The sequence below is a fragment of the Blastopirellula sp. J2-11 genome, assembly GCF_024584705.1.
Classification (GTDB): Bacteria; Planctomycetota; Planctomycetia; order Pirellulales; family Pirellulaceae; genus Blastopirellula.
This window is the reverse complement of record NZ_CP097384.1, coordinates 6,145,618-6,165,874: the sequence shown is the minus strand read 5'-3', so window position 1 is coordinate 6,165,874 and position 20,257 is coordinate 6,145,618. Positions and strand designations below refer to the sequence as shown.

Sequence of the window (20,257 nt, the reverse complement as noted above, 5' to 3'; positions counted from 1 at the left end):
TTATCTATGAGGGCGAATCGCGGAAATTAGTTCGCTTTGAATATTCCGAGATCGTAAAACAGTTCGTATCGCGCTGGGTCATCAGGTAGAATCCAGTGAAACCCCTCTTGGCAAAATACGCTCAACAGGTTGCCGATAATGATGACTCCCAACAAGCCGATCACTCCTTTTGAAACCACGCCGAATTTCAAGGGCTGATTCGTCACAAGTTCACGGGCAAACATCAGATTGAGGCCGCTATCGATCAACACTACGACAAAGACAACCAGCGCCCAAGTATACAAATGAAGACCAAATACGGGATCTCCATAGCCGGGGTCCGGCGGGACAATATGTAGCAAGACTTGGCGTGTCGAAATCGCAGCGCCGCACACGGCGGCCAAGATGCTCATGCCATAGCCGGCGGAAAAATGGGGGATCGACAACTCGCCGGTTCGGGCCTGCAGGATGACATAAGCCGATCCGAGGGCACACAACAGCATGGCCATGCGTTGCAGCATACAGAGCGGACAAGGTATCTCTTGCTCTCCAAACTGAACGCCAAAGGCGCCAAGCAAGACCGCGCTCACGGCGAGTACATTAAAATGCGCGATCCAGAATCCAAGCGACTTGAACATGCTTACTCTGCGGTCAGAAGTTGAGGTCCAGCGAACTCGACGCATGGGCGAGAAACAGCAGGAACGTCGCTATCAGAGAAGCGAAGAACGGCAGATAAACCTGCCAGCGTTTCTGCCCTCGCATCGCGCAGAAGGTAACCAGGATGAGCAATAGAATCAGAGTGTCCAAGGATATTTCCTCCACTAGCTCAGCAGAGCCAAAGAGAGCGCCATCTTGCCGCTACGGAAGCGGCGGTGATCAGTGATGCTCCTTTGGTTGGGCTTCCTGTCATAACGCAGTCACAAGAGACAGGTCTTCCCTCCGAAGATCGACGCAAGCGGAGGATCGAGATGATTTCGAGTTACTCGATCGCAACGAAAATTTCGACCATATCGGGAGATTGGTCGTCGTAACGCTCAAAATCGGTCGTATAGGCTCGGCGGTGCGGGCTATTGGGGAAGTAGGCGGCGATCTCTTGCCAGGCGTCAATCACGGCTTGCGGTTGTTTGCCGTGAGCGCGGAATTTCAGGTATTTGCCCGACGCAATGGTCGCCGTTGCAAGTTGATCGCTGGTCACCTGATTAACGGCGCCGCCGACCAGCAGGACGTAGTCCCCTTGGCTCTGCTGTTGATAGTTGTGATAGACAGCGTAGCGTGGCGAAGGATTTGGCAGCAGGTCGGCGATCTTCTCCGTGAAGTAGCGCCGGTAGAGGTTGCTGATCTTGCCGGTGAGCGAATTCGTTTCGCTCAGGTTGTTGGTGCGTACTTTTAATCCGGCGATCGTTTGGGCGTTGATCTCCACCACTTCTGGACCGAGCGCGGCCGCATCTTTGGCTGGCGCATTGGCCGGGGGAACGGTCGCCGGCGTTTTGGTGTGAGGAGCGGTCGCTTTCGGTGGTTCGACGTCGGCAGGCGACTTTTCGCTTTGCACGTTGCCGTGAATCAAGGAATCTTCCAGCCCCAGTACTCCGATCGCTGACGAGATCCACAGGGGGATCGTCACTAGGCCGATAATCGTTGTCGCGATTGTGACTCGCAACGCGATCCGTGGTTCGCCCCCGTAAAGTCGCGTCAGCACGATCGGAAAGACAGCGGCCGGCATCGCCGCTTCGATTGCAGCGACTTGTTTTAATTCGCGTGAGATCGGCAATAGCGCCGCGGCCGTAAGATAGAACAGCGGAAAGACGCCGCACCGAAGCAGCACCGCCAATGTCGCTGTTCCCCAAAAGCTCTCACTCTCGCCGTTGCTGTCATCAGCGCCGGTGATCTGATCAAAGAAGTTCGCCCCGATCAGCAACATCATCATCGGGATGGCAGCTGCGCTGAGCGTTATCATGACCTGCTGGATCATCTCAGGAATGTACGGCCCCAATCCCAGAAAGTTAACCGACAGCGCGACCACGATGGTAATGCTCGGCGGGTTCAGCACATGCTTCCACCAACCTTTCGACAGCCCGCCGGCGATGAGGCCGACGCAAACGGTCCAGATCGCCAGTTCGACGCCGACATTGTGGAGAAAGAGAACGCCGAGCGCCTCTTCACCAAACAGTTTTTCGACCAGCGGCAACGGGACAAAACCATAGTTGAAGATGCCGACGCAGACGCCGAAGGAGCTAAAGGTCTTGGCGTCGAGCATCCCGGTCCAGCGACCGGTCGCTTTGGCGATCCAGGCCGCGATCAAGGTTCCGCCGGCGACGCTGACAAAACCAAACAGCGGCGGCATGTAGATATTGGTCGCGTCATCGAACGCCGGATTACCGACGACGGAGCGAAAGATCAGACACGGGACGAGGACGCGGATGCAGAGCTTCAGCATCCCCTCGTCGGCTTCGCGAGTTAGCCAGCCGAGATGCCGCGCCGAGCCCCCAATCGACATCACCAGAAAAACGGCGACGGTCAGGCCCAGGATGGTTGGTATTTGGTCGATCATGACTTTCGCCAGAATAGTTGGCTTTTCTTCCCTTCACAACGGCGCCTTGGCGGTTGCCAGCATGTGGAAGTCCGCCGAAGATAAACTTCAGGCGTACGCAACATTTTGTCCATAAGACGAAGGAAATTCGCTTGCAGAGCGAAACATCCAACAACGAAACAATCGGCATTGTCGTGGTGGATCACGGGAGCCGACGTGCCGCCAGCAACGACTTGCTGTTAGACGTGGTGCAGCTCTTCCGCCAAACGACGGGGCGCCCAATTGTCGAAGCGGCTCATATGGAATTGGCCGAACCGTCGATCGCTGACGCTTTCGCCCGGTGCGTCGAGCAAGGCGCGGGTTTGGTCATCGTTCATCCTTATTTTCTCTCGCCGGGCCGGCATTGGAGCCAAGATATCCCGCGTCTGGCGGCCCAAGCGGCCGCGCAACACCCCGGCGTCCGTCATTTGGTGACCGCACCGCTTGGTCTGCATCAAAAAATGGCCGAGATCATGGCCGAGAGGATCGAAGTCTGCCTGGCTCGCTGTCGCGGCGAGGAAGTCGCCTGCGGCGTTTGTGACGAACAGACGCGTTGTCGACTGCTCGATTGACGTTCCTTTCAGGCCGGTTTCGCTGCTGTACTTTCGGCCGCTGATGTTTTAAGTTGCGCACGCCGCAAACCGCTTTTCCCCTTCCCAATCGCCCCCATTGCGAGACAGTGACATGCCCCCGCTTTCGATTACCCCCGGCAAAACGAAGATTGGTTGGATCGGTACCGGCGTGATGGGCGCCAGCATGTGCGGGCACCTGATCGACGCAGGCTTCTCGGCGACCATCTACAACCGCACCAAAGCGAAAGCGCAACGCCTGCTAGATCAAGGCGCCGCGTGGGGCGAAACGCCGCAAGCCGTCGCCCAACAGAGCGATGTCGTTTTCACCATCGTCGGTTTTCCGACCGACGTACGTGCCGTGATCTTGGGGGACGATGGGGTTTTGGCGGGCTCGAAAGCAGGCAATGTGATCGTCGACATGACGACTAGCCAACCTTCGTTGGCGATTGAAATCGCCGAAATGGCGGCCGAAAAAGGAGTTTCGAGCGTTGACGCGCCGGTCTCTGGCGGAGACATCGGCGCCAAAGAGGCACGGCTATCGATCATGATCGGCGGCGACGAAGCGGTCGTCGCCGCGCTGCAGCCCTGCTGGGAAACGATGGGCAAGACGATCGTTCGCCAAGGGGGGCCCGGCGCCGGGCAGCACACCAAGATGGTCAATCAAACGTTAATTGCATCGGGGATGGTCGCAGTTTGCGAAGGTCTGCTGTACGGTTACAAAGCAGGGCTCGACCTCGAAACGGTTCTGCAATCGGTCGGATCCGGAGCGGCCGGTAGTTGGTCGCTGACCAATTTGGCCCCGCGAATCATTAACAACAACTTTGATCCTGGATTTTTTGTCGAGCATTTTATCAAGGATATGGGGATCGCACTGGCCGAAGCGCGGCGAATGGGAATCGCTTTACCGGGGCTGGCCCTGGCCGAGCAGCTCTATCAGGGGGTGAAGTCCCAAGGGCATGGCCGCGACGGAACTCAGGCGTTGTTTCTTGCCCTCAGTCAGCTCAGCGGCGTCGATTGGCGAAACCGATAAGCGGTGGTTGACCTGACAGAAGCGGCGGAAGTTAAATTTCCCGCAAAAACGGCCTACCCCTGCCGGCTGGTCGATCTTTGAATTATCGCCTGTCGCCCGCCGATATTAGGCGGGAGAGCGCATGGGAGCGGTGATTTCGGGCGTCGGAGAAGTTCGACAATTGGTTGAACCTGGCGGGCGACTCGCCTATCCTTATACGTTGCGAGAAATACCGCCGGGATCGCCAGGGGCGATCCCATTTTTTTCTGTTACTGCTACGGAGTTGAAAAAGGTGAACGCTACTACCGCTACCGACACGGGACTGATGCTTGGCGCTGACATCATGATCGAATCGTTGGTACGGCACGGCGTAGATGTCATCTTCGCCTACCCCGGCGGTTGCAGCATGCCGTTGCACCAGGCGCTGACGCGCTACAAAGACAAGATCCGCACGATCCTGCCGCGGCACGAACAAGGGGGCGGTTTCGCCGCTCAAGGCGTCGCGCGCACCACCGGCAAAGTCGGCGTTTGCATGGCGACCAGCGGACCGGGCGCAACCAATCTGGTGACGGCGATCGCCGACGCCAAGCTTGACAGCATCCCGATGGTCGCGATCACCGCTCAAGTGCCGCGAGCCGTCATCGGTTCAGACGCGTTTCAGGAAACGCCGATCGTCGAAGTTTGTCGCGGCATCACCAAACATCACTACCTAGTGACCGACATTGCCGACTTGACCCGGATCATGAAAGAAGCGTTCCATATCGCTTCGACGGGTCGTCCTGGTCCGGTGTTGATCGACATTCCGAAAGATGTCCAGCTAGAGCAGATTGTTCCTGATTGGGACTGTCCGATGAATCTGCCGGGCTACAACTATGAAGTCCGTACGGCCAAGCCGGAACAGATCAAGCAAATCGCCGCGGCGATCAAGCGGGCCAAACGTCCGATGATCTACTCCGGCGGCGGCATCATCACCTCGGGCGCTTCGGAAGAGCTGCGAGAGTTGGTCGAAAAGACCGGCATTCCGATCACGACCACGGTGATGGGGCTCGGCAGCTTTCCCGGCGACGATCCGCTCAGCATGGACATGCTGGGGATGCACGGTACGGTTTACGCGAACTACGCGGTGCAAAATTGCGACTTGCTGATTTCGCTGGGCGTTCGCTTTGACGATCGCGTGACCGGCAAACTGGCCGAGTTCGCCAAGCAAGCGAAGATCATCCATATCGACATTGATCCGTCCGAGATCAACAAGAACAAGCTGGCTCACTTCCCGGTCGTCAGCGACCTGAAACCGGCGCTGCGCATGCTGTGCGATATTGTCGAGAAGCCGGAAGACATTTCAGAATGGGTCGCACAGTGCGCCAAGTGGAAGAAAGACGAGCCGTTGAAGTACGATACGTCGTTTGACGGTATCCTGCAGCAACATGCGATCGCCGAGTTGAACGCGATTTGCAAAGAGCGTGAGACGATCATCTCGGTCGGCGTCGGCCAGCATCAAATGTGGGCCGCGCAGTTCTACAAGTTCAAGCAGCCCCGCACGTGGCTCAGCAGTAGCGGCCTGGGGACGATGGGCTTCGGTCTGCCGGCCGCGATGGGCGCTCAGGTCGCATTCCCTGACGCGTTGTGCATCGACATCGAAGGGGACGGCAGCTTCACGATGAACATCCAAGAGTTGGCGACCTGCTTCTGCGAAAAACTGCCGGTCAAAGTGATGCTGCTCAACAACCAGCATCTCGGCATGGTCGTGCAGTGGGAAGATCGTTTCATGTCCGGCAACCGCGCCCACACCTATCTGGGCCCGGTTCACCATCCGGAAGCGACCGGCGATGGTAACGAACGTTACGCCGCTGAACGCTACCCGGACTTCGTGATGATCGCCAAAGGCTTCGGCTGCGGCGGCGCGACGGTCAGTCGCAAGTCCGAACTGCGGGCCGCAATCGAAGAGATGATCAATTACGACGGGCCTTACGTGCTGGACGTCCAAGTCCCGTACCAAGAACAAGTGTTGCCGATGATTCCGTCCGGCATGACGGTCAACGACATCATTAAAGAGTAAGCGACCTGCGTCCCCAAAAAACTGACATCGCAAAGAAAGCTGGTCAAATTGACCAGCTTTTCTTTATTGCTGCACGCAATTTTTTCAAATCACATAGTCATAACATCTTCAACGGCCGATTGATTCTCGATGTTTTGTGATTCGTAATATTCTTCCGCAGATGCTTTCATCGTCCAATGCACCTTGTATCCCATCTCTTCAGCGACTTCTTTGATTTGCTCGATTTTGATACGGAAAAATTCTTTGCGGAAGTTAATCTTGTTTACCTGATATGCGGCGAATCGCCGATGAAGTTCCGCTTCGAGCGCCGGTGCATTTTCGCTTGGAATCATGGCATGCACATCAAAAGAAAAGGGGACGCTCGCATCGCCAAGTTCTTTGACTCGTTCCATGGGTTCAAGACGTCGCGTTAGTCCAACTTTGAACACATCTTCGCCAAAGGAACCGATGTTCGAGATGACATAGACATTCCCTTGCTTGGTCTGCTGGGCCATTGAGATTGCTCGTTCGCCTTTCGCTTCGGCATCGGCGAGCTTCGTCTCCAGTTCGGCTAGTCTCGCTTCATAGACGGAACGTTGTTCGATAGAAGCGGATTCTAGCTCTCGCTTCGCTTGTTCCATCGCCTGTTTTAGTCGCCGTTCTTCATCCTCCGCTTCGCGAATAGCACGTTCAAATTCACGTCGCGCGCGTTCTTCCTCTCGCATTTGCTCACGAATCTGTCGCTGCTCTTCTTTTTCTTGTTGGCGGAATTCTTGTACGGCGACCGCCCATTGCAATTCTTGACGTTTGGCTTCATAGAATTCAGGAGTAATGAAAGTATTTCCGAAATTTGCGCCAGTGTGATTCACCAACGTGAAGCTATCGGCGAGTTTCTGCACCAGTATTCCATAGTTATCGCTTTTGACCTTAGACAAGATAGCGTCCGTCTTTCCTACGAAAACTTCCGTCACGAAATCGATGGCGGACTTCCTCACATTGGGATCGCCGACATTTGATGTCGCAGCTCGTCCGGTTCGAATAATCTCTTTCGAGATGGTGCGTGCCTTCTTTAGCTCGGCACCGGCCGAAGTATGATCGTAATGAGTGGCGAGATCATCAAGCAATTCATGCGGTGATGCAAGATACTGAGCGCCATAACCTTCGATAACATTTTGCATAGCGGCTGCCGTCTGCTGGTAATGCGCTGCCACTATCTTGGCTTGCTCTATTTCTGCCCGGAACACAGCGACTTCACTATTCGCCGCTTGAACAGTAGTTCGAGCATATTCGACGGCGTCAGAGTGAATTCTTTGGCACTCCCGTTCGACATTTACGATAGGTTCGTATTTTTTCAAGACATCGATTCGATCCTCAAGAGAGTGGTTCTTTTCAACGATTTGTTGAGCATAAAAAAAAAGCCCAGCACAGCCAAACATTGCCAAGATAAACAGGCCGAGAAATAAGATAGCCATTTTGACCCCCCTGATATGCAGTTTGATCGCAGTATACTTTCGGGGGTGAATGATTGGAAACGATTGATCCGTTTTATCTCGAGTCGTTTGCAATTCCGTCCGGCATGACGGTCAACGACATCATTAAAGAGTAAGCGACCTGCGTCCCCAAAAAACTGACATCGCAAAGAAAGCTGGTCAAATTGACCAGCTTTTCTTTTTGTGCTGACATGAACCGGCGTCCAAACAATTCGTTTGTTTATTTTCGGCCAAGCAATTTGGCGTCCCCTGCGCTGTTTCGGCAAAAGATGCTCCATTACTTTGCCCATGTAGCGCAAGAAGGGGGCGACTTTTAACGAATTTAAGGTTTTTTCCCGATGCGTTCGTATGCTATAGTTGTCATGCATTCCAAAAATTCGTCTCATTAATCCTTCCACTTGTCGCACTCGATCACATCTCTAGAATCAGCGTTTCATCGCTCAGGATTCAGGCACAGCAGGTAAGCCCGGGAATCGCATCGGGGACATTTTGTTCTTGATGCAGAGCACAAAGCGATGATGCTAGAGATGACAAAGCTATGGGCAGCACACTATCGGCATAGAAAGCAGCGCAGAAGAACTGCGCGGCGTGAGACATTTTGCCCGTAGCTGGAAGTCCATGACCAACGTCCCTTCGCTGTACCTCGTTGATGACGATGCTGCGGTGATTGATTCGCTCCAAAGATTGGTCGAATCGATCTCGTTACCACTCGTCTCGATTCTGAAATCCGATCAACTTCTCGACCTCCTTTCACCAGGGTCCTGCGGTTGCCTGTTGCTCAAACTGAATAGCGGTCATCTCGATCTGATGAGACGCGTCCAGACGCTCCCCGTTTCGATCGAGACGGTCTTTCTTACCGATGCGTCTGAAGTAGCGCTTATCGTGCAAGCGATGCAGATTGGCGCTTCGGCGGTGTTGCAAAAACCATGTCGTAGCGAAGACTTGCTCACTGCGATTCGCAGCGCCGTCGGCGCGGCTTACTCTCGAAAACAACATCTTGAGCAAAACGCCGCTGGTCGCACGCGCTTAAAAAGCTTGACCAAAGAAGAATCGCATGTGATGCGGTTAATGCTCGCGGGTCGCACCAATCAAGAGATCGCGGATCAGATACAACTCAGTTTGCGGACCGTCCAGTTCCGCCGCTCTAGTATCTTTCGCAAGCTCAAGATTACGACCAAGTCGCGTCTGTTTGACTTGGCGGTAACGACCGGCTTATTGGGTGAGCTTGTCGCGGACGTTCCCTTGATGCCGCTCGAGTCCGAAATCCCATCCTCGGTATCCAGTGAAAAAGAGTAACCATCCGAGGAGTTGAACGCCACGCTCTTGCTGCATCTTCGCAGCATGAGCACCCTTGGCGGCCTGGCGTAGATTCCCGCGTAAAACGGCTCTGCATGGCGGGCGATCTCCCCCCAGCCGCGCCTATGAAATCGAACCGCCTTCCCGGCATTGCTAGCATCCGCTCGTCGTAAACGGCGTTTTGCGCATTTTTCTTGTCGTCATCGGCGATTCGCGCCATCATTCAAGGACGCCCTTCTTGTTTGAACCATAGGCGACTCGCATGTCCGAAATGAATCCTTACGCGTCGCCGCAAGCAGCCGAATCTGGGCGACTGATCCACGCCGAATGTCCAGCGGGATTTATCTGGAGCGGTTTCGTCGATCGATTTCAATTTCAAGTGACCCCGGCCGACAATTTGAAGCAGCGCATTGTCGATTTTTTCCAGGCCGCAGGTTTTCGCCAAATCGAACGAGAGCCGACGCTCCGCTTTCGTCGCGGTTATCTTTGGGGAAGCTTGATCGGCGCCGAATCACGGGCTCGACAAACTTTGTGCGTCGAAGTGACCAATTGCACCCACTTGTCGACCGTGGTGAATTTGCACTACGACATCGACTTCTATTTCGCCATTCGCTACAAGCCGCAATGGTCTCTGGCGCCATTTCGTGAAGCGGTGCGACTGGCGCGGACGTTGGACGCTTTGAACTGGGAGTAGGCGCCGCCGCGATTATGCTGGCGCTAATATTCGGCGAGGATGCGGTGGTTGAAGATTCGAACCCCGCCGATTTCACGAATCTGCAACAGCAGGTTCGCGCCAATCAAATCAGAGCCTTGTGGAATGCGATAAGTGATCAACTTTCGTCCACGCGACATGTTGGTCACGCGCAGTTGCATACGCTTTCTTCCTGGTGCAAACAGCATGCAGTCGAAGGTCGAGAACTCGTCATCTTGCTTCAACAGTTCGGCTTCGACAATCAAATCGCCGGTCGCTTTATCCAATCGGCTCGACGCTTCGACGCTGAGCATGCCGCTGCCGATCAGGATCCGCCGATAAACGCTAAACTTGTAAGTTTTGTCGGCTTCAATTTCAAAATCCAGCCGCACGCGTTGGTAGCCGCTCGAAGCGTCGTTCCGCAGCAAGATGCTCAGCATGTTGACGTACTCGCCGCCGAGTGACAATTTGAACGGAGTCACGTCGGGCGTAATCTCCCAAACGTCAGGGCCGACAATGCGGATGACTCCGCTCAAACTTTGCGGAAACTCATTTTTCGTCGATAACTTCAAACGCTGAGGAATGCCGAAATTGCTGCTCAAGACGTTGGGGTCAAACTGGCAACTCATTCGCATCTTGGCGACCGATTCGTTCATACCGACCACAAATATCGGGATCGGGCCGACTTCAATCACCTGGCGATGCTCCTCTTGAGTCGGCGTCACGCGGCGTCCCCAGAGATCGACCACTTCGACGCTGTCCCCCAGGTACAAAGTTTCGGTGACAGGGCGATCGTTCCAAATCACCATCGTTGTCGCCCCGTCGCGCGTAAACACATGATTGTTGCTGTCCTGGGGAAGCTCAAGCTGCCCCAAGTACGTTGCGCCAGAGACCATTTGCGCCGTCGTCCGCCAAGGGAGCAGCAGTTCGCTGGGAGAACCGTCTTCGTTCATTAATCCGTATTCACGATCAAACGGCCGAGGAATGAACACCGCTTCGGCATGATGAATTTTGGCGGCCAACATCTTTTCCAGCAAATCGCGGGCACGTTCGTTGGTCGTGTATTTCGAGCGCGCCAAGGGATAGATCGTCACAAATCGCTGCGTCGCGCCAGCCGATCGATCCAGGTACGAAGCGAGTTCATTCTTGGTTAACGGAATCACTTCATTCACGTCGCCGTTTTGCGGAATGATCGAATAGGCGAGAAAGTCCCAGGGGAGTTTGCGCGCCGCAGGAGTTTCGGCCATCCAGCGCCACGGCACGCCGAGTCGAATGTCCTGTCCCGATTTTTTCAGTTCGGCATGAATTTGCGATAGTTTCTCGATCAAGTTCCGATAGCCGACAAAACTGACGTCTTCGTCAGATCCCAATTGCCAGTACCGCACCTTCAACGACAGGCGAGTCATCACCGGTTCGAGATAAGGGCGCCACAAGATCGGTTCGGCGAAGATGCTGGCGACCAACAAATTCTCACTTTCGCCAAACAGATAGCGAATATCGGCCGGCGGCTTGTCGACCAGCGCGATCATTTCGATATGGTTCTTCTTGAGACGCTCGGCGAATCGAGCTACTTCGTTGGCCCGCTCTTTTTCGTTCTCGCCGTACCAAACCGGGAACTTGACCCAGTTCACGCCTACCTTGGTCAATAGGTTGCCCATGTTGGTCATGTCGAGCGGCGTTTCCGCATCGCGCAGCGACCAGCCGAACTCGCCGGAGGTTGGCGGAGGTTCGTCTGGCACGACCGCCACAGAAATCACACGGCGATGCATGAGCCCAGTGCTGCCGATCATGGTGGCGTGCACTTCGTAAAAGCCGAACTGCGATATCGGCGGCTTCCATTGCATCTTGCCGGCGTAGCCGACATCCCAATTCACCGTCGCCTGCGCTTGTTTGCCAAACAACTCAGACGCCAGGTTCGATTTGCGCGCCACCACTCTGCCGTTCAAGCGGCTTTCCATCTTGGCCAACGATTGGCGACCGACGTCGACCAGTTCAAAGACGATTCGCGGATCGCGTTCGACGATGCCGGTGATTTCGCAGATGATCTCGATCTGGCTGGGATCGGAAAAGACATGGTTATTATCAGGAGTCGCGAGCATCATCTTTGGCAGCCGCGCAAACCAGATATCGTCGAAGAAAGCGGCGCCGGTGAGGTCTTCGTCAATCTTGCCGCTTGGTTCGACATGCAGTCCGATCACCACCATGGCGACATCGGACGAACTTGGCGCTACCGGTCCGACGCGTAGCTTGATCCAACCGCCGGTCTCCCGAAATTGCTCAGAATAGAAAGTCTCGATCGGCTGTTCTTGGGCGTTGAAAAAGGTAATCGAGAGAAACGCTTTGTCGTACGTCAGCCCCTCGGTGCGCATCCGCGCTTCCAAGACATAGCTGAAAATCTCCCGTGCTTCGATCGGCGGGCTATAGATCGCAGCCGCTCCGCCATCGAGTGCGATTTTCAACGAACGATCGCCGACGGCGGCGTCTTCTTCCGATACTTTGATATCTAGATAGCGCGGATATCCAACTCCCCCGCGTCGCGTCCATTGATCGGGCCACTCGTCGTAGTTCAAATCAAAGTCTTGCGAAAAATCGCAATGGTAAAGCTCGATCGCCTCTGGATGACGCGATTCGATGGGCGCATCGGCCTGCGGCATCGCGGCAATCAGAATCGGCAATAACAGAAGCGAGGTCATATCGCAGGGGACGCAAAGGGACAATAATCAACGACGCGAGCGCTTGCTGCGCGCAAAGGTACTTGAAAACGTTGCTTATTCCACGGATAAAGCCAGACGGACGCGTCATCGACTAGCCGTCGCTTGGACGCCCCCCACCCGACAACCCTGACAATCGCGACAACCGTTATGTTTCGTTTTGGAGTTCAACTTCGTTCCCTTCGTCTTCCGGTCCGCAAAGCGTTGCAGGTCGCATCGGAACTAGGCGCTCGAGGCGTCGAAATCGATCTGCGCCACGAAATCGCGCCGCGTGAACTGTCGCAAACCGGCGTGCGGCAATTTCGCAAACTGCTAGAAGACTTGAATCTCAAGGTTTGCGCCGCGACCTATCCGACGCGCCGCGGCTATTACGACTCGGAAGATCTGGACCGCCGCATTCTGGCGACCAAAGAGGCGATTGACTGCGCCTACAAACTGGGCGCTCCGGTGCTGACCAATCATCTCGGTCGCGTTCCGGCGGAAGAAACCGATCCAAACTTCACGCTGCTGCGCGACGTGATGTCCGAGATCGGCCGTTACGCGCATCAGCAGGGAGTCTTTATGACCGCCAAAACAGGGCCAGAATCGGCCGCAGATCTCAACCGCCTGCTCGATGTGTTGCCGGACGGACTGTTGGGCGTTGAGTTTGATCCAGGCGCACTCATCGTCAACGGTTTCTCGGCGCGCGAGTCGTTAGAAGCGCTGATCAAGCATGTGCGGCATGTTCGCGCGAAAGATGGAGTTCGCGATCTGGCGATCGGTCGCGGTATCGAAGTTGAACTAGGACGAGGTTCCGCCGATTTTCCGATGTTGTTGGCGATCCTCGACGACGCCGGCTACAACGGCTTTCTTACAGTCGTGCGCGAAAATCCTCAGTCGCCCCGCGCAGAAATCGAGCAATCGCTTGAGTACCTGCGGCAACTGGTCCCCCACGCCGAGTAATGGCGATCGCCGATTGTACGGATGGCGCAAGCTATCGCCGTCCTCTTGGTGGTTCGCTCCCACATTTGCGGCTGGTTCACCGGCTCGAATACGGAAAACCACATCCGGCAGCGGTGGACTTCTTTCGTGAGCACACGAACAATTTAGGTGTCGAGTGAGAAGCTCCATCGTTATTTTGTTTGCCCGAACGACGGTGGATTTCGAAATTCGACGTGTCCCCCGCTTTAGGCGATCTCAGCCGGCAATTCCCCCGATGTTTGCCCCCGCTGGCTGGATCGCCTTTTTCCATTTCTTGCCGCGGCGTTACGCCTGCAGGTAAGAGCTGAGCATCCAGCGTTCTTTCTCCAGACCGACGATAAAGTCTTCCAAGATGATCACGCTGCCGGTGTCGCCGATCTCTTCGGCGTAAGCGTGAACCTTTTTGACATGTTCGTTCAGCTTGCCCATGTCGGCGTGCAGATTAGCGACCATCGCTTCGGCCGACGGCTGTGAGCTGTCTTCGGTCATCGTCGTCAATTGGAGAAACTCGCCAAACGTAGCCGGCGGATTGGCGCCGAGCCCCCGAATACGTTCGGCCAACGTGTCGATCCCTTCGGCCGCGTCGTTGTACAACTCTTCAAACTTGGCGTGCAGCGGGAAAAACTCTTTGCCAACGACGTTCCAATGATAGCCGCGTAACTTTTGGTAGAAGACGGAGTAATCGGCTAACAGCTTGCCGAGTTCTTTCGCGGCGCCATGATCGCTCATCGGGAAATCTCCAGAAGGTGAAGTTCGTATCTGCGGAGTGAGACCTCATGATACGGCTGCGGTAATCGGGGGCCAATTAGGGCGCTCGGGGTGCGTCAGAATCCCAAGTTCGGGCTGGTGTTTTCGGACGAATTTACGGAACAAATAATTTGCAGCCGAAAGTTTGGCTTGGCGCAACACTTCGACTTCTCGGCGCAAGTCGCCACTCCACAGGCGATCCTAGCGTCGGCGGCGATTTGTCCCATGGGGTGATTAACCCCCCTTCGTGGGCCGGTTAACGAGGCTGTGCAGCCAGGGTCAGCAAACCCAAGCTCGCTCGCGCCAACTCAAATCGAAAAGTAGGTGTTGCGATGTCCTTTCGGGCCTTCTATTCTTCCCAATCAGTCAATTAAGGCAGAATCAGGTGGCTTGTCCGTAAAAAAACTCAGAGGGTCAATGTGAGATTACTTGCCTTTCGGGCGCAAATAGATTGACCAGCGGTTGAAATTTCACGGGTTACAGCAAAATCCGAACATCTTCCAATCGAATTCGCAACAATTCTCAGGAATGTCGATACAATAAGGGACTACTTTGCGCAACCGGCCGCCCATTCCCTACTTCCTATGGCGGCTCTTGGAATGATTCGTTTTTCTTTTCTCATCTTTCTGGAGTCTTCTCATGCAAAAACAACGAGCTGGGTTCACCCTGGTGGAGTTGCTGGTAGTAATTGCCATCATCGGCGTCTTGATTGCCTTGCTGCTGCCGGCTGTTCAACAAGCCCGCGAAGCGGCTCGTCGCATGACTTGCACCAATCAGCAAAAGCAGATCGGTCTGGCGATGCACAACTATCACGATACGTTCGGCTCGTTCCCGCCGGCTGCGGTTTGGCTAGGAACTGGGGACGCGCCCGAAACTGCGCGTGAAGATGACTGGGGAGCAACTTGGGCTTTGATGCTCTTGCCGTTCCTGGAGCAAACGAACTTGCATGACCTATATGATTTTGGAGTTGTGGCTCGTAATACCACCAATAACCAAGTCACTCGGCAACGTCCCGATGCGTTTCTGTGTCCTAGTCATCCCGCGGTCACGACGTTTCTGACGCAAGATTTTAATGGTTTCGCCAAGGTGAACTATGCGGTCAGCCAGGGTGGTTGCCTATTGTACGAAGCGGATGACTTCACCAACAATGCACGCAAAGGCGCGTTCAACGTGAATGGTCAATATGGCGCCAAGTTTCGTGACATGACCGATGGCACGTCGAACTCGATAATTCTTAGCGAGATCATGATTCTGAACCATGGCGGCGATGATCGCGGCGCGTGGGGTTTTGCCGCTGGTCCAACTTTCACGGGTCGCAGTTTTTCCAGTTCGCCCGAGATGATCATCACGCCGAATACCAAGCAGCGAATGGATGCGAGCAGCTACTCGGGGAATGAGACCGATCAAGCGGTCTTCGGCCAAAATTCTGATCCCGATAGGCACTGGAACGGCGGAGTCGCCGCTCGTAGCTTTCATCCCGGTGGCGTGATCATGTGTTTGGGCGATGCGAGTTGCCGCTTTGTCGCCGAAACGATCGATCAGACGACCTACGCCAACGCGCTGGCGATCGCCGATGGCAACGTCACCACGCTGCCGTAGCCCAAAGGTTAAATCCTCCAAGTTAGTTCTGCTCAGACCCATCTGCCATTTCACGTAGGCAGATGGGCTTGCCGATTCGCTTCGGGCTGCCCTGTTTGTTTTTTGTTGGGCTATTTCGCTGATTCCAGGTATATCTATGTTCATTCGCAGCTTTTCTCTTATTGCCGCCTGCTTGCTGTTCTGCACTGGTTGCCCCAGCGGTCCAGGTAGCCAAGGCGTTGGAACAACCAATCCAGAAGTCGCCCAGTCCGTTCATGATCAGGTCACCGACTTTGTTAACGTTGCGGAGAAATCACCCCGTTCCGCCAAAGGGAATCTTGATTTGATGCTGGAATCTCTCGAAGGCGCATCTGATCGGGGGGAAGGTTTCGCCAAAGTGCGCGATGAAGCGCTGAAGCTTCAATCGATGTACCAAGAGAAAGCGGACAAAGACGCTTTGAAGTCGCAAATGAAATCGCTGCAAGCGGCCGCAGATGCGCTGACCCAGGCGTCGGAGTAGCCCCAGTCGAGCCATCCGATCAAAGCCTGATCGATCATCCGCAACGGCTGAATCTCTTTCCCAACGTAGCCAGAGGCGCGAGCTTTGAAGCTGCGATATTTCCCCGGGTTGGCCGCGATAGCTCCGCTGTCGGGGCCGACAGAGTCAGTAAGAGGCATCGCTCTGCAATGCGTCTAAAATCGGCTGCTTACCATCCCGTTTGAAGAGGCGGCCTGCGCACCAGGAACGGTGAGGTTGGTCCTGAGGCCTCTTACGGCTGGCTACAAAGTGAGACGCCCAGTTCTATTCCATTAGGATCGTATCATGATCTTCGTAGGGCGGCGCACAGCAGCAGAGCAATCGTAGCTCGACCGCGCCGATGTTGGTGATCTGATGCGTCGCGCCAGGCGGAATCGCGATCGCGTCGCCGACCGTCACGTTACGGACTTCGCCGTCGATTTTCATCTCGGCGGTCCCCTGAGTGATGTAGTAGATCTCTTCAGTCCGTTTGTGATAATGCGCGATCGTCTGGCGACCGATGGGGATTCGGGCCTCCGCCAGACTCTGCAGTCGAATCGCCGAGTTGCGATGCGACAGCAGCTCGCGAATCTCGGAGCCATCTTTCGTCGTAAAGGCCGGAACCTCGTCTAGGTTGTAGATATCCATTAGTTACTCGCTGCAGTCCAAAGCACGCTAAAATCGGCGAAGTAACCGTAAATCGCCAGCACGATGACGATCAAGCCAATCCCTACCGGCCACGCGAGTGGCCAGCTGGTCATGTCGACCGCGCCGCTATCCTGTTGTTCGTACGGCGTGTTCATCGGCTTGATCGCTCCGATGATTAACATCATCACGATCAACGACGCGAAGACCACCCCTAGGAAGTGAAATTCGCGAAATGGCCCTGCCAACAAGTTGGCCAACGTCGGCACAAAGTAGCCAAGTGCGATCGCAATGAACCCGACCACCAACGCGATATTCGCCGCAATCGCCGGCACCCGCTTGGTCAACAGGCCGATCAGAACGACCGAGAAAATCGGGATGAAATAGAGCCCATTCATCTTTTGCAGATAGCCGAAGATGCTGTCCTGTCCCGCCAGTAGCGGCGCGACCGTCATCGACGTGACGGCGATGATCGTGCCGAACCACTTGCCCGAGCGGATCACTTCGTTCTCGGTCGCACTCGGACGGATCATGTGCTGATAGACTCCCAAGCTGAACAGGGTCGCCGTGCTGTTGAGCGCTGAGTTGAACGAGCTGAGAATCGCCCCCATAATCGCCGCAGCGAAAAAGCCGGCCAGCGGAGTCGGCAGCACCTGCTGCACCAGCTTGCCGTAGGCCAGGTCTTTGGACTCCATCGGCAGCGTTTCGTGATACAGGTGATACGCGATAATGCCAGGCAGCACCAAGATGAGCGGAGCCAGGATCTTCAAAAATCCGGCCATCAGCACTCCCTTTTGCCCTTCTTTCAGGCTCGATGCGCCAAACGTCCGCTGAATGATCTGCTGATTGGTGCTCCAATAAAACAAGTTGAGCAGCAGCACGCCGGTAAAGAGTGTCGAGAACGGCACCGAACTGTCGAGACCGCCGATCGAGTTAAATTTTTCGGGGTTCGCCGTCTTCAAGGTTTCGATCGCCGTAACGGGGTTGTTGCTCAGCGCATCGAAGCCGAATTTGTCATTAATCGCCGCCAAGCCGAACCAAACGATCAGCGCCCCGCCGACCAACAAGCCGAAGCCGTTAAGCGTGTCCGAAACGGCGACGGTCCGCAGTCCTCCGAAGATTGCATAGATCGAACCGATGATGCCGATCAACCACACGACAACCCACAGCAGGAACCAATCGGTTTCCATTCCCAGGACGGTTGGAACGTCTCCCAGACCGAGCATGTTTTGCAGATCGAGAATCCCAATCATGCCGGTCGCGCCCGTGTATAAGATGATCGGCAAAAGGATGCCCGCGTAGGCGAAAATAAAGATAAACGACGTGATCGAACGCGTTCTTTCGTTGAATCGCGTCTCTAAAAATTCCGGAATCGTCGCGATCCCGCTTTTCAAATAGCGAGGCAAAAAGAAGAGAGCCATAATCACCAGCGACAAGGCGGCGACCACTTCCCACGCCATCACGCAAATGCCATCTTTGTATGCCGCGCCGTTCAGCCCGACCAATTGCTCCGTCGACAGGTTGGTCAGCATCAGCGAGCCGGCGATGTATCCGCCGGTCAGCGTGCGGCCCGCCAAAAAGTAACCGGCCGACGTGCCATGCTGATCGCCGCGGGTCAGCCACCAGGTGATGACGCCGACCAGCGCGGTGAAGAAGACGAAAGAAACGATCGTGATCGACGTATCCATGGGGGCGGACGCTCTGTCGGAAAAGATGGGGGCGGGGGCAAACGGTTCAGCCTAATAAATCCACCGCCGACGACAAGGAGTTTTTCCTTGGCGTTATTGAGAATTTTTGCTCGACTTCGCCTGAGACGACGGAATATGCCAATCCGGTGACTTGGTTTTTTTGCGGGCTTTTCGTCACTTGTGACCGGGCGCATTTGTCCGAGGGCGGCTGGTCAGAGTACAATGCGGATTCGCTCGCAATGCGGAATCGCCGCTGACGCGATCTCTTGTTTCGCTCCTCGTATGCCGCATAGACCGCCGATGATCTCGCGAATTCGCTTGGCTTGGACCTATCTGACCGTTTTGTTCGTCCTATCGCCCGCGGTCATTTTGTTCGCCCAAGATGGAGAAGAGGAGCCCGCGCCTGGCGGCGGCTGGGTGCTGAACTATATCCTCGTCTCCTTGTTCGTTACCCTGGGCGTGATGGCCGTTTGCTATGCGTCGAATCGCCACAACGAAGAACTGCGACGAAAAGAACTGCGCGAGCTGCAAGAAAAGAACAAAGCAGGCTAAGAGATCGCCTGCTGTGGTTTGGTTTTGCGTTTTCGATTTGGCTTTGCATCCGCATCACCCGCTTACATGCCGCCGCTATGGCCCATCGTGGAAGAGGGCGCCATATGGCGCGGTTCGGGATAGGGCGACATGTAGTCCCTGTATTCTTCGGGATACTCGTAAGAGTTTCGGTATTTCACATCCGCCTGAGAACGTCCTCGATCGGCGGTATAGGAGAACAAGTATCGTTCCGCCGCTTCGCGGACTTCATGCTTGACCTCTTCCCACGGGGTCTCGCCCAGCTTTTCTTCCGTCACGCAGATCAGGTGGATACCGAACGAAGTTTGGATTGGCCCGGCCACTTCGCCCAGTGGCGCGTCGAACGCGGCGTTATGTATCTCTTCGGGAAGTTGGTTGTGACGACCGATCCAACCGACCAATCCACCCTGCTCGCTGGAAGGCGCATTGGAATAGCTGCGTGCTGCTTTCTCAAACGCGAATTCGCCCCGTTTGATCTGAACACGCAGACGCGCGGCGATGTCACGCTGGCGTTCCACCACTTGGCTTGGTTCCGTGTCGTTGGTCGTGAGCAAGATCTGCGAGAGCTTGCGTTGGGTGCCGTCAAAGTCACGACGATGCAGCTCAAAATAGCGACGCAGGTTGTCGTCGGTCAGGCTGGCGTCTGCATACCGCGGCCAGGCGATATTCCAGGCGATCCGTCGCCGCAACATGCGCATGTCGGTATGGTTTTCCGCCAAATAGGCGTCGAGCGACTTGCCGCGAGCTTCTAGTTCTTTCTTCACGCGACTGATCTCTCGATTGATCTCCGAACTCGAAGGGCGGAAGTCGGTCGATTCGACGTACTGCAGCGCCAACTCGCGATCGATCAGGCGATTGAGAACGGATGACTTCAGCCCAAACGGCAAATCCAGGTCCCCTTTGCTGGCCGCGCCAAATGCTTTCGCGGCAGAGCGTTCGACATCCACGTCATAAATGGGAGCGTTATTGACGAATGCTTCGATTTCGACGCCGGGAGGACGATCCATCGATTCGAATCGTGGGTCCATGTACCCGGTCTCTTCGTCGATTCCCCCTTCGGAATGCCCGGATCGTCCGAGCGTATCGGCAAAGATCAGCAAACCGAATACGACTGCCAGTTGTACGATGTGACTCGGCCAGATTTGGAATGTCATATGGATAAATCGCTCTAAGAAGCGAGGATGTGGGATGTCGGTTTAATGC

Annotated in this window: 19 protein-coding genes; 9 read left to right on the top strand and 10 right to left on the bottom strand. The window is 55.2% G+C overall.

What is annotated here, in order from left to right:
• Positions 1–26: 26 nt before the first annotated feature.
• The 3 genes from M4951_RS24505 to M4951_RS24495 all read right to left on the bottom strand — a co-directional run bounded on the left by M4951_RS24505 (position 27) and on the right by M4951_RS24495 (position 2,527).
• Positions 27–617, bottom strand: coding sequence for a disulfide bond formation protein B (locus M4951_RS24505; protein WP_262024224.1), 591 nt, complete (start codon positions 615–617; stop codon positions 27–29).
• A 13-nt stretch (positions 618–630) separates the two neighbouring features.
• Positions 631–786 carry a DUF5993 family protein gene (locus M4951_RS24500; RefSeq protein WP_262024223.1) on the bottom strand — a complete coding sequence of 52 codons (156 nt, stop codon included), beginning with the start codon at positions 784–786 and terminating at the stop codon, positions 631–633.
• A gap of 172 nt (positions 787–958) precedes the next feature.
• Positions 959–2,527 (bottom strand): AEC family transporter, encoded by a 1,569-nt coding sequence (locus tag M4951_RS24495; protein WP_262024222.1) that lies wholly within the window; start codon positions 2,525–2,527, stop codon positions 959–961.
• 131 nt (positions 2,528–2,658) lie between these two features.
• Here M4951_RS24495 and M4951_RS24490 point away from each other — a divergent pair, with 131 nt between their 5' ends.
• From M4951_RS24490 to ilvB, 3 genes are all read left to right on the top strand, one after another.
• Entirely contained in the window at positions 2,659–3,117 is a 459-nt protein-coding gene (locus M4951_RS24490; protein WP_262024221.1) for a CbiX/SirB N-terminal domain-containing protein, read from the top strand.
• A gap of 112 nt (positions 3,118–3,229) precedes the next feature.
• Positions 3,230–4,147: an NAD(P)-dependent oxidoreductase gene (locus M4951_RS24485; RefSeq protein WP_262024220.1), complete on the top strand. Its 918-nt coding sequence runs from the start codon at positions 3,230–3,232 to the stop codon at positions 4,145–4,147.
• A 304-nt stretch (positions 4,148–4,451) separates the two neighbouring features.
• Positions 4,452–6,182 (top strand): biosynthetic-type acetolactate synthase large subunit, encoded by a 1,731-nt coding sequence (gene ilvB / locus M4951_RS24480; protein WP_262026965.1) that lies wholly within the window; start codon positions 4,452–4,454, stop codon positions 6,180–6,182.
• Between the two features lie 89 nt (positions 6,183–6,271).
• On the opposite strand, the gene M4951_RS24475 is transcribed toward ilvB, so the two are convergent.
• Positions 6,272–7,633: a DUF4041 domain-containing protein gene (locus M4951_RS24475; RefSeq protein WP_262024219.1), complete on the bottom strand. Its 1,362-nt coding sequence runs from the start codon at positions 7,631–7,633 to the stop codon at positions 6,272–6,274.
• A 73-nt stretch (positions 7,634–7,706) separates the two neighbouring features.
• A complete protein-coding gene (locus M4951_RS24470) occupies positions 7,707–7,844 on the bottom strand; it encodes a hypothetical protein (protein ID WP_262024218.1) in 138 nt (45 codons plus the stop codon).
• Positions 7,845–8,269: 425 nt separating this feature from the next.
• Between M4951_RS24470 and M4951_RS24465 the strand changes: the two genes are divergently transcribed.
• Positions 8,270–8,947 (top strand): response regulator transcription factor, encoded by a 678-nt coding sequence (locus M4951_RS24465; protein WP_262024217.1) that lies wholly within the window; start codon positions 8,270–8,272, stop codon positions 8,945–8,947.
• 262 nt (positions 8,948–9,209) lie between these two features.
• The gene (locus M4951_RS24460; RefSeq protein ID WP_262024216.1) at positions 9,210–9,641 is read left to right on the top strand and encodes a hypothetical protein; all 432 of its coding nucleotides are present in this window, start codon (positions 9,210–9,212) and stop codon (positions 9,639–9,641) included.
• A 23-nt stretch (positions 9,642–9,664) separates the two neighbouring features.
• On the opposite strand, the gene M4951_RS24455 is transcribed toward M4951_RS24460, so the two are convergent.
• Positions 9,665–12,331 carry a hypothetical protein gene (locus tag M4951_RS24455; RefSeq protein WP_262024215.1) on the bottom strand — a complete coding sequence of 889 codons (2,667 nt, stop codon included), beginning with the start codon at positions 12,329–12,331 and terminating at the stop codon, positions 9,665–9,667.
• 168 nt (positions 12,332–12,499) lie between these two features.
• Here M4951_RS24455 and M4951_RS24450 point away from each other — a divergent pair, with 168 nt between their 5' ends.
• Positions 12,500–13,291 (top strand): sugar phosphate isomerase/epimerase family protein, encoded by a 792-nt coding sequence (locus M4951_RS24450; protein WP_262024214.1) that lies wholly within the window; start codon positions 12,500–12,502, stop codon positions 13,289–13,291.
• 303 nt (positions 13,292–13,594) lie between these two features.
• Here M4951_RS24450 and M4951_RS24445 read toward each other — a convergent pair whose 3' ends face one another.
• Positions 13,595–14,038 (bottom strand): Dps family protein, encoded by a 444-nt coding sequence (locus M4951_RS24445; RefSeq protein WP_262024213.1) that lies wholly within the window; start codon positions 14,036–14,038, stop codon positions 13,595–13,597.
• 657 nt (positions 14,039–14,695) lie between these two features.
• Here M4951_RS24445 and M4951_RS24440 point away from each other — a divergent pair.
• Entirely contained in the window at positions 14,696–15,655 is a 960-nt protein-coding gene (locus M4951_RS24440) for a DUF1559 domain-containing protein (RefSeq protein ID WP_262024212.1), read from the top strand.
• Between the two features lie 136 nt (positions 15,656–15,791).
• A complete protein-coding gene (locus tag M4951_RS24435; RefSeq protein WP_262024211.1) occupies positions 15,792–16,154 on the top strand; it encodes a hypothetical protein in 363 nt (120 codons plus the stop codon).
• A 282-nt stretch (positions 16,155–16,436) separates the two neighbouring features.
• On the opposite strand, the gene M4951_RS24430 is transcribed toward M4951_RS24435, so the two are convergent.
• Both M4951_RS24430 and M4951_RS24425 read right to left on the bottom strand, forming a co-directional pair.
• The gene (locus tag M4951_RS24430; RefSeq protein WP_262024210.1) at positions 16,437–16,799 is read right to left on the bottom strand and encodes a cupin domain-containing protein; all 363 of its coding nucleotides are present in this window, start codon (positions 16,797–16,799) and stop codon (positions 16,437–16,439) included.
• Positions 16,799–18,484, bottom strand: coding sequence for a solute:sodium symporter family transporter (locus M4951_RS24425; protein WP_262024209.1), 1,686 nt, complete (start codon positions 18,482–18,484; stop codon positions 16,799–16,801). Before M4951_RS24425 ends, M4951_RS24430 begins: the two co-directional genes overlap by 1 nt.
• Before the next feature lie 300 nt (positions 18,485–18,784).
• Between M4951_RS24425 and M4951_RS24420 the strand changes: the two genes are divergently transcribed.
• Positions 18,785–19,036 (top strand): hypothetical protein, encoded by a 252-nt coding sequence (locus M4951_RS24420; RefSeq protein ID WP_262024208.1) that lies wholly within the window; start codon positions 18,785–18,787, stop codon positions 19,034–19,036.
• Positions 19,037–19,098: 62 nt separating this feature from the next.
• Here M4951_RS24420 and M4951_RS24415 read toward each other — a convergent pair whose 3' ends face one another.
• Positions 19,099–20,208 (bottom strand): peptidylprolyl isomerase, encoded by a 1,110-nt coding sequence (locus M4951_RS24415; RefSeq protein ID WP_262024207.1) that lies wholly within the window; start codon positions 20,206–20,208, stop codon positions 19,099–19,101.
• Positions 20,209–20,257 lie beyond the last annotated feature (49 nt).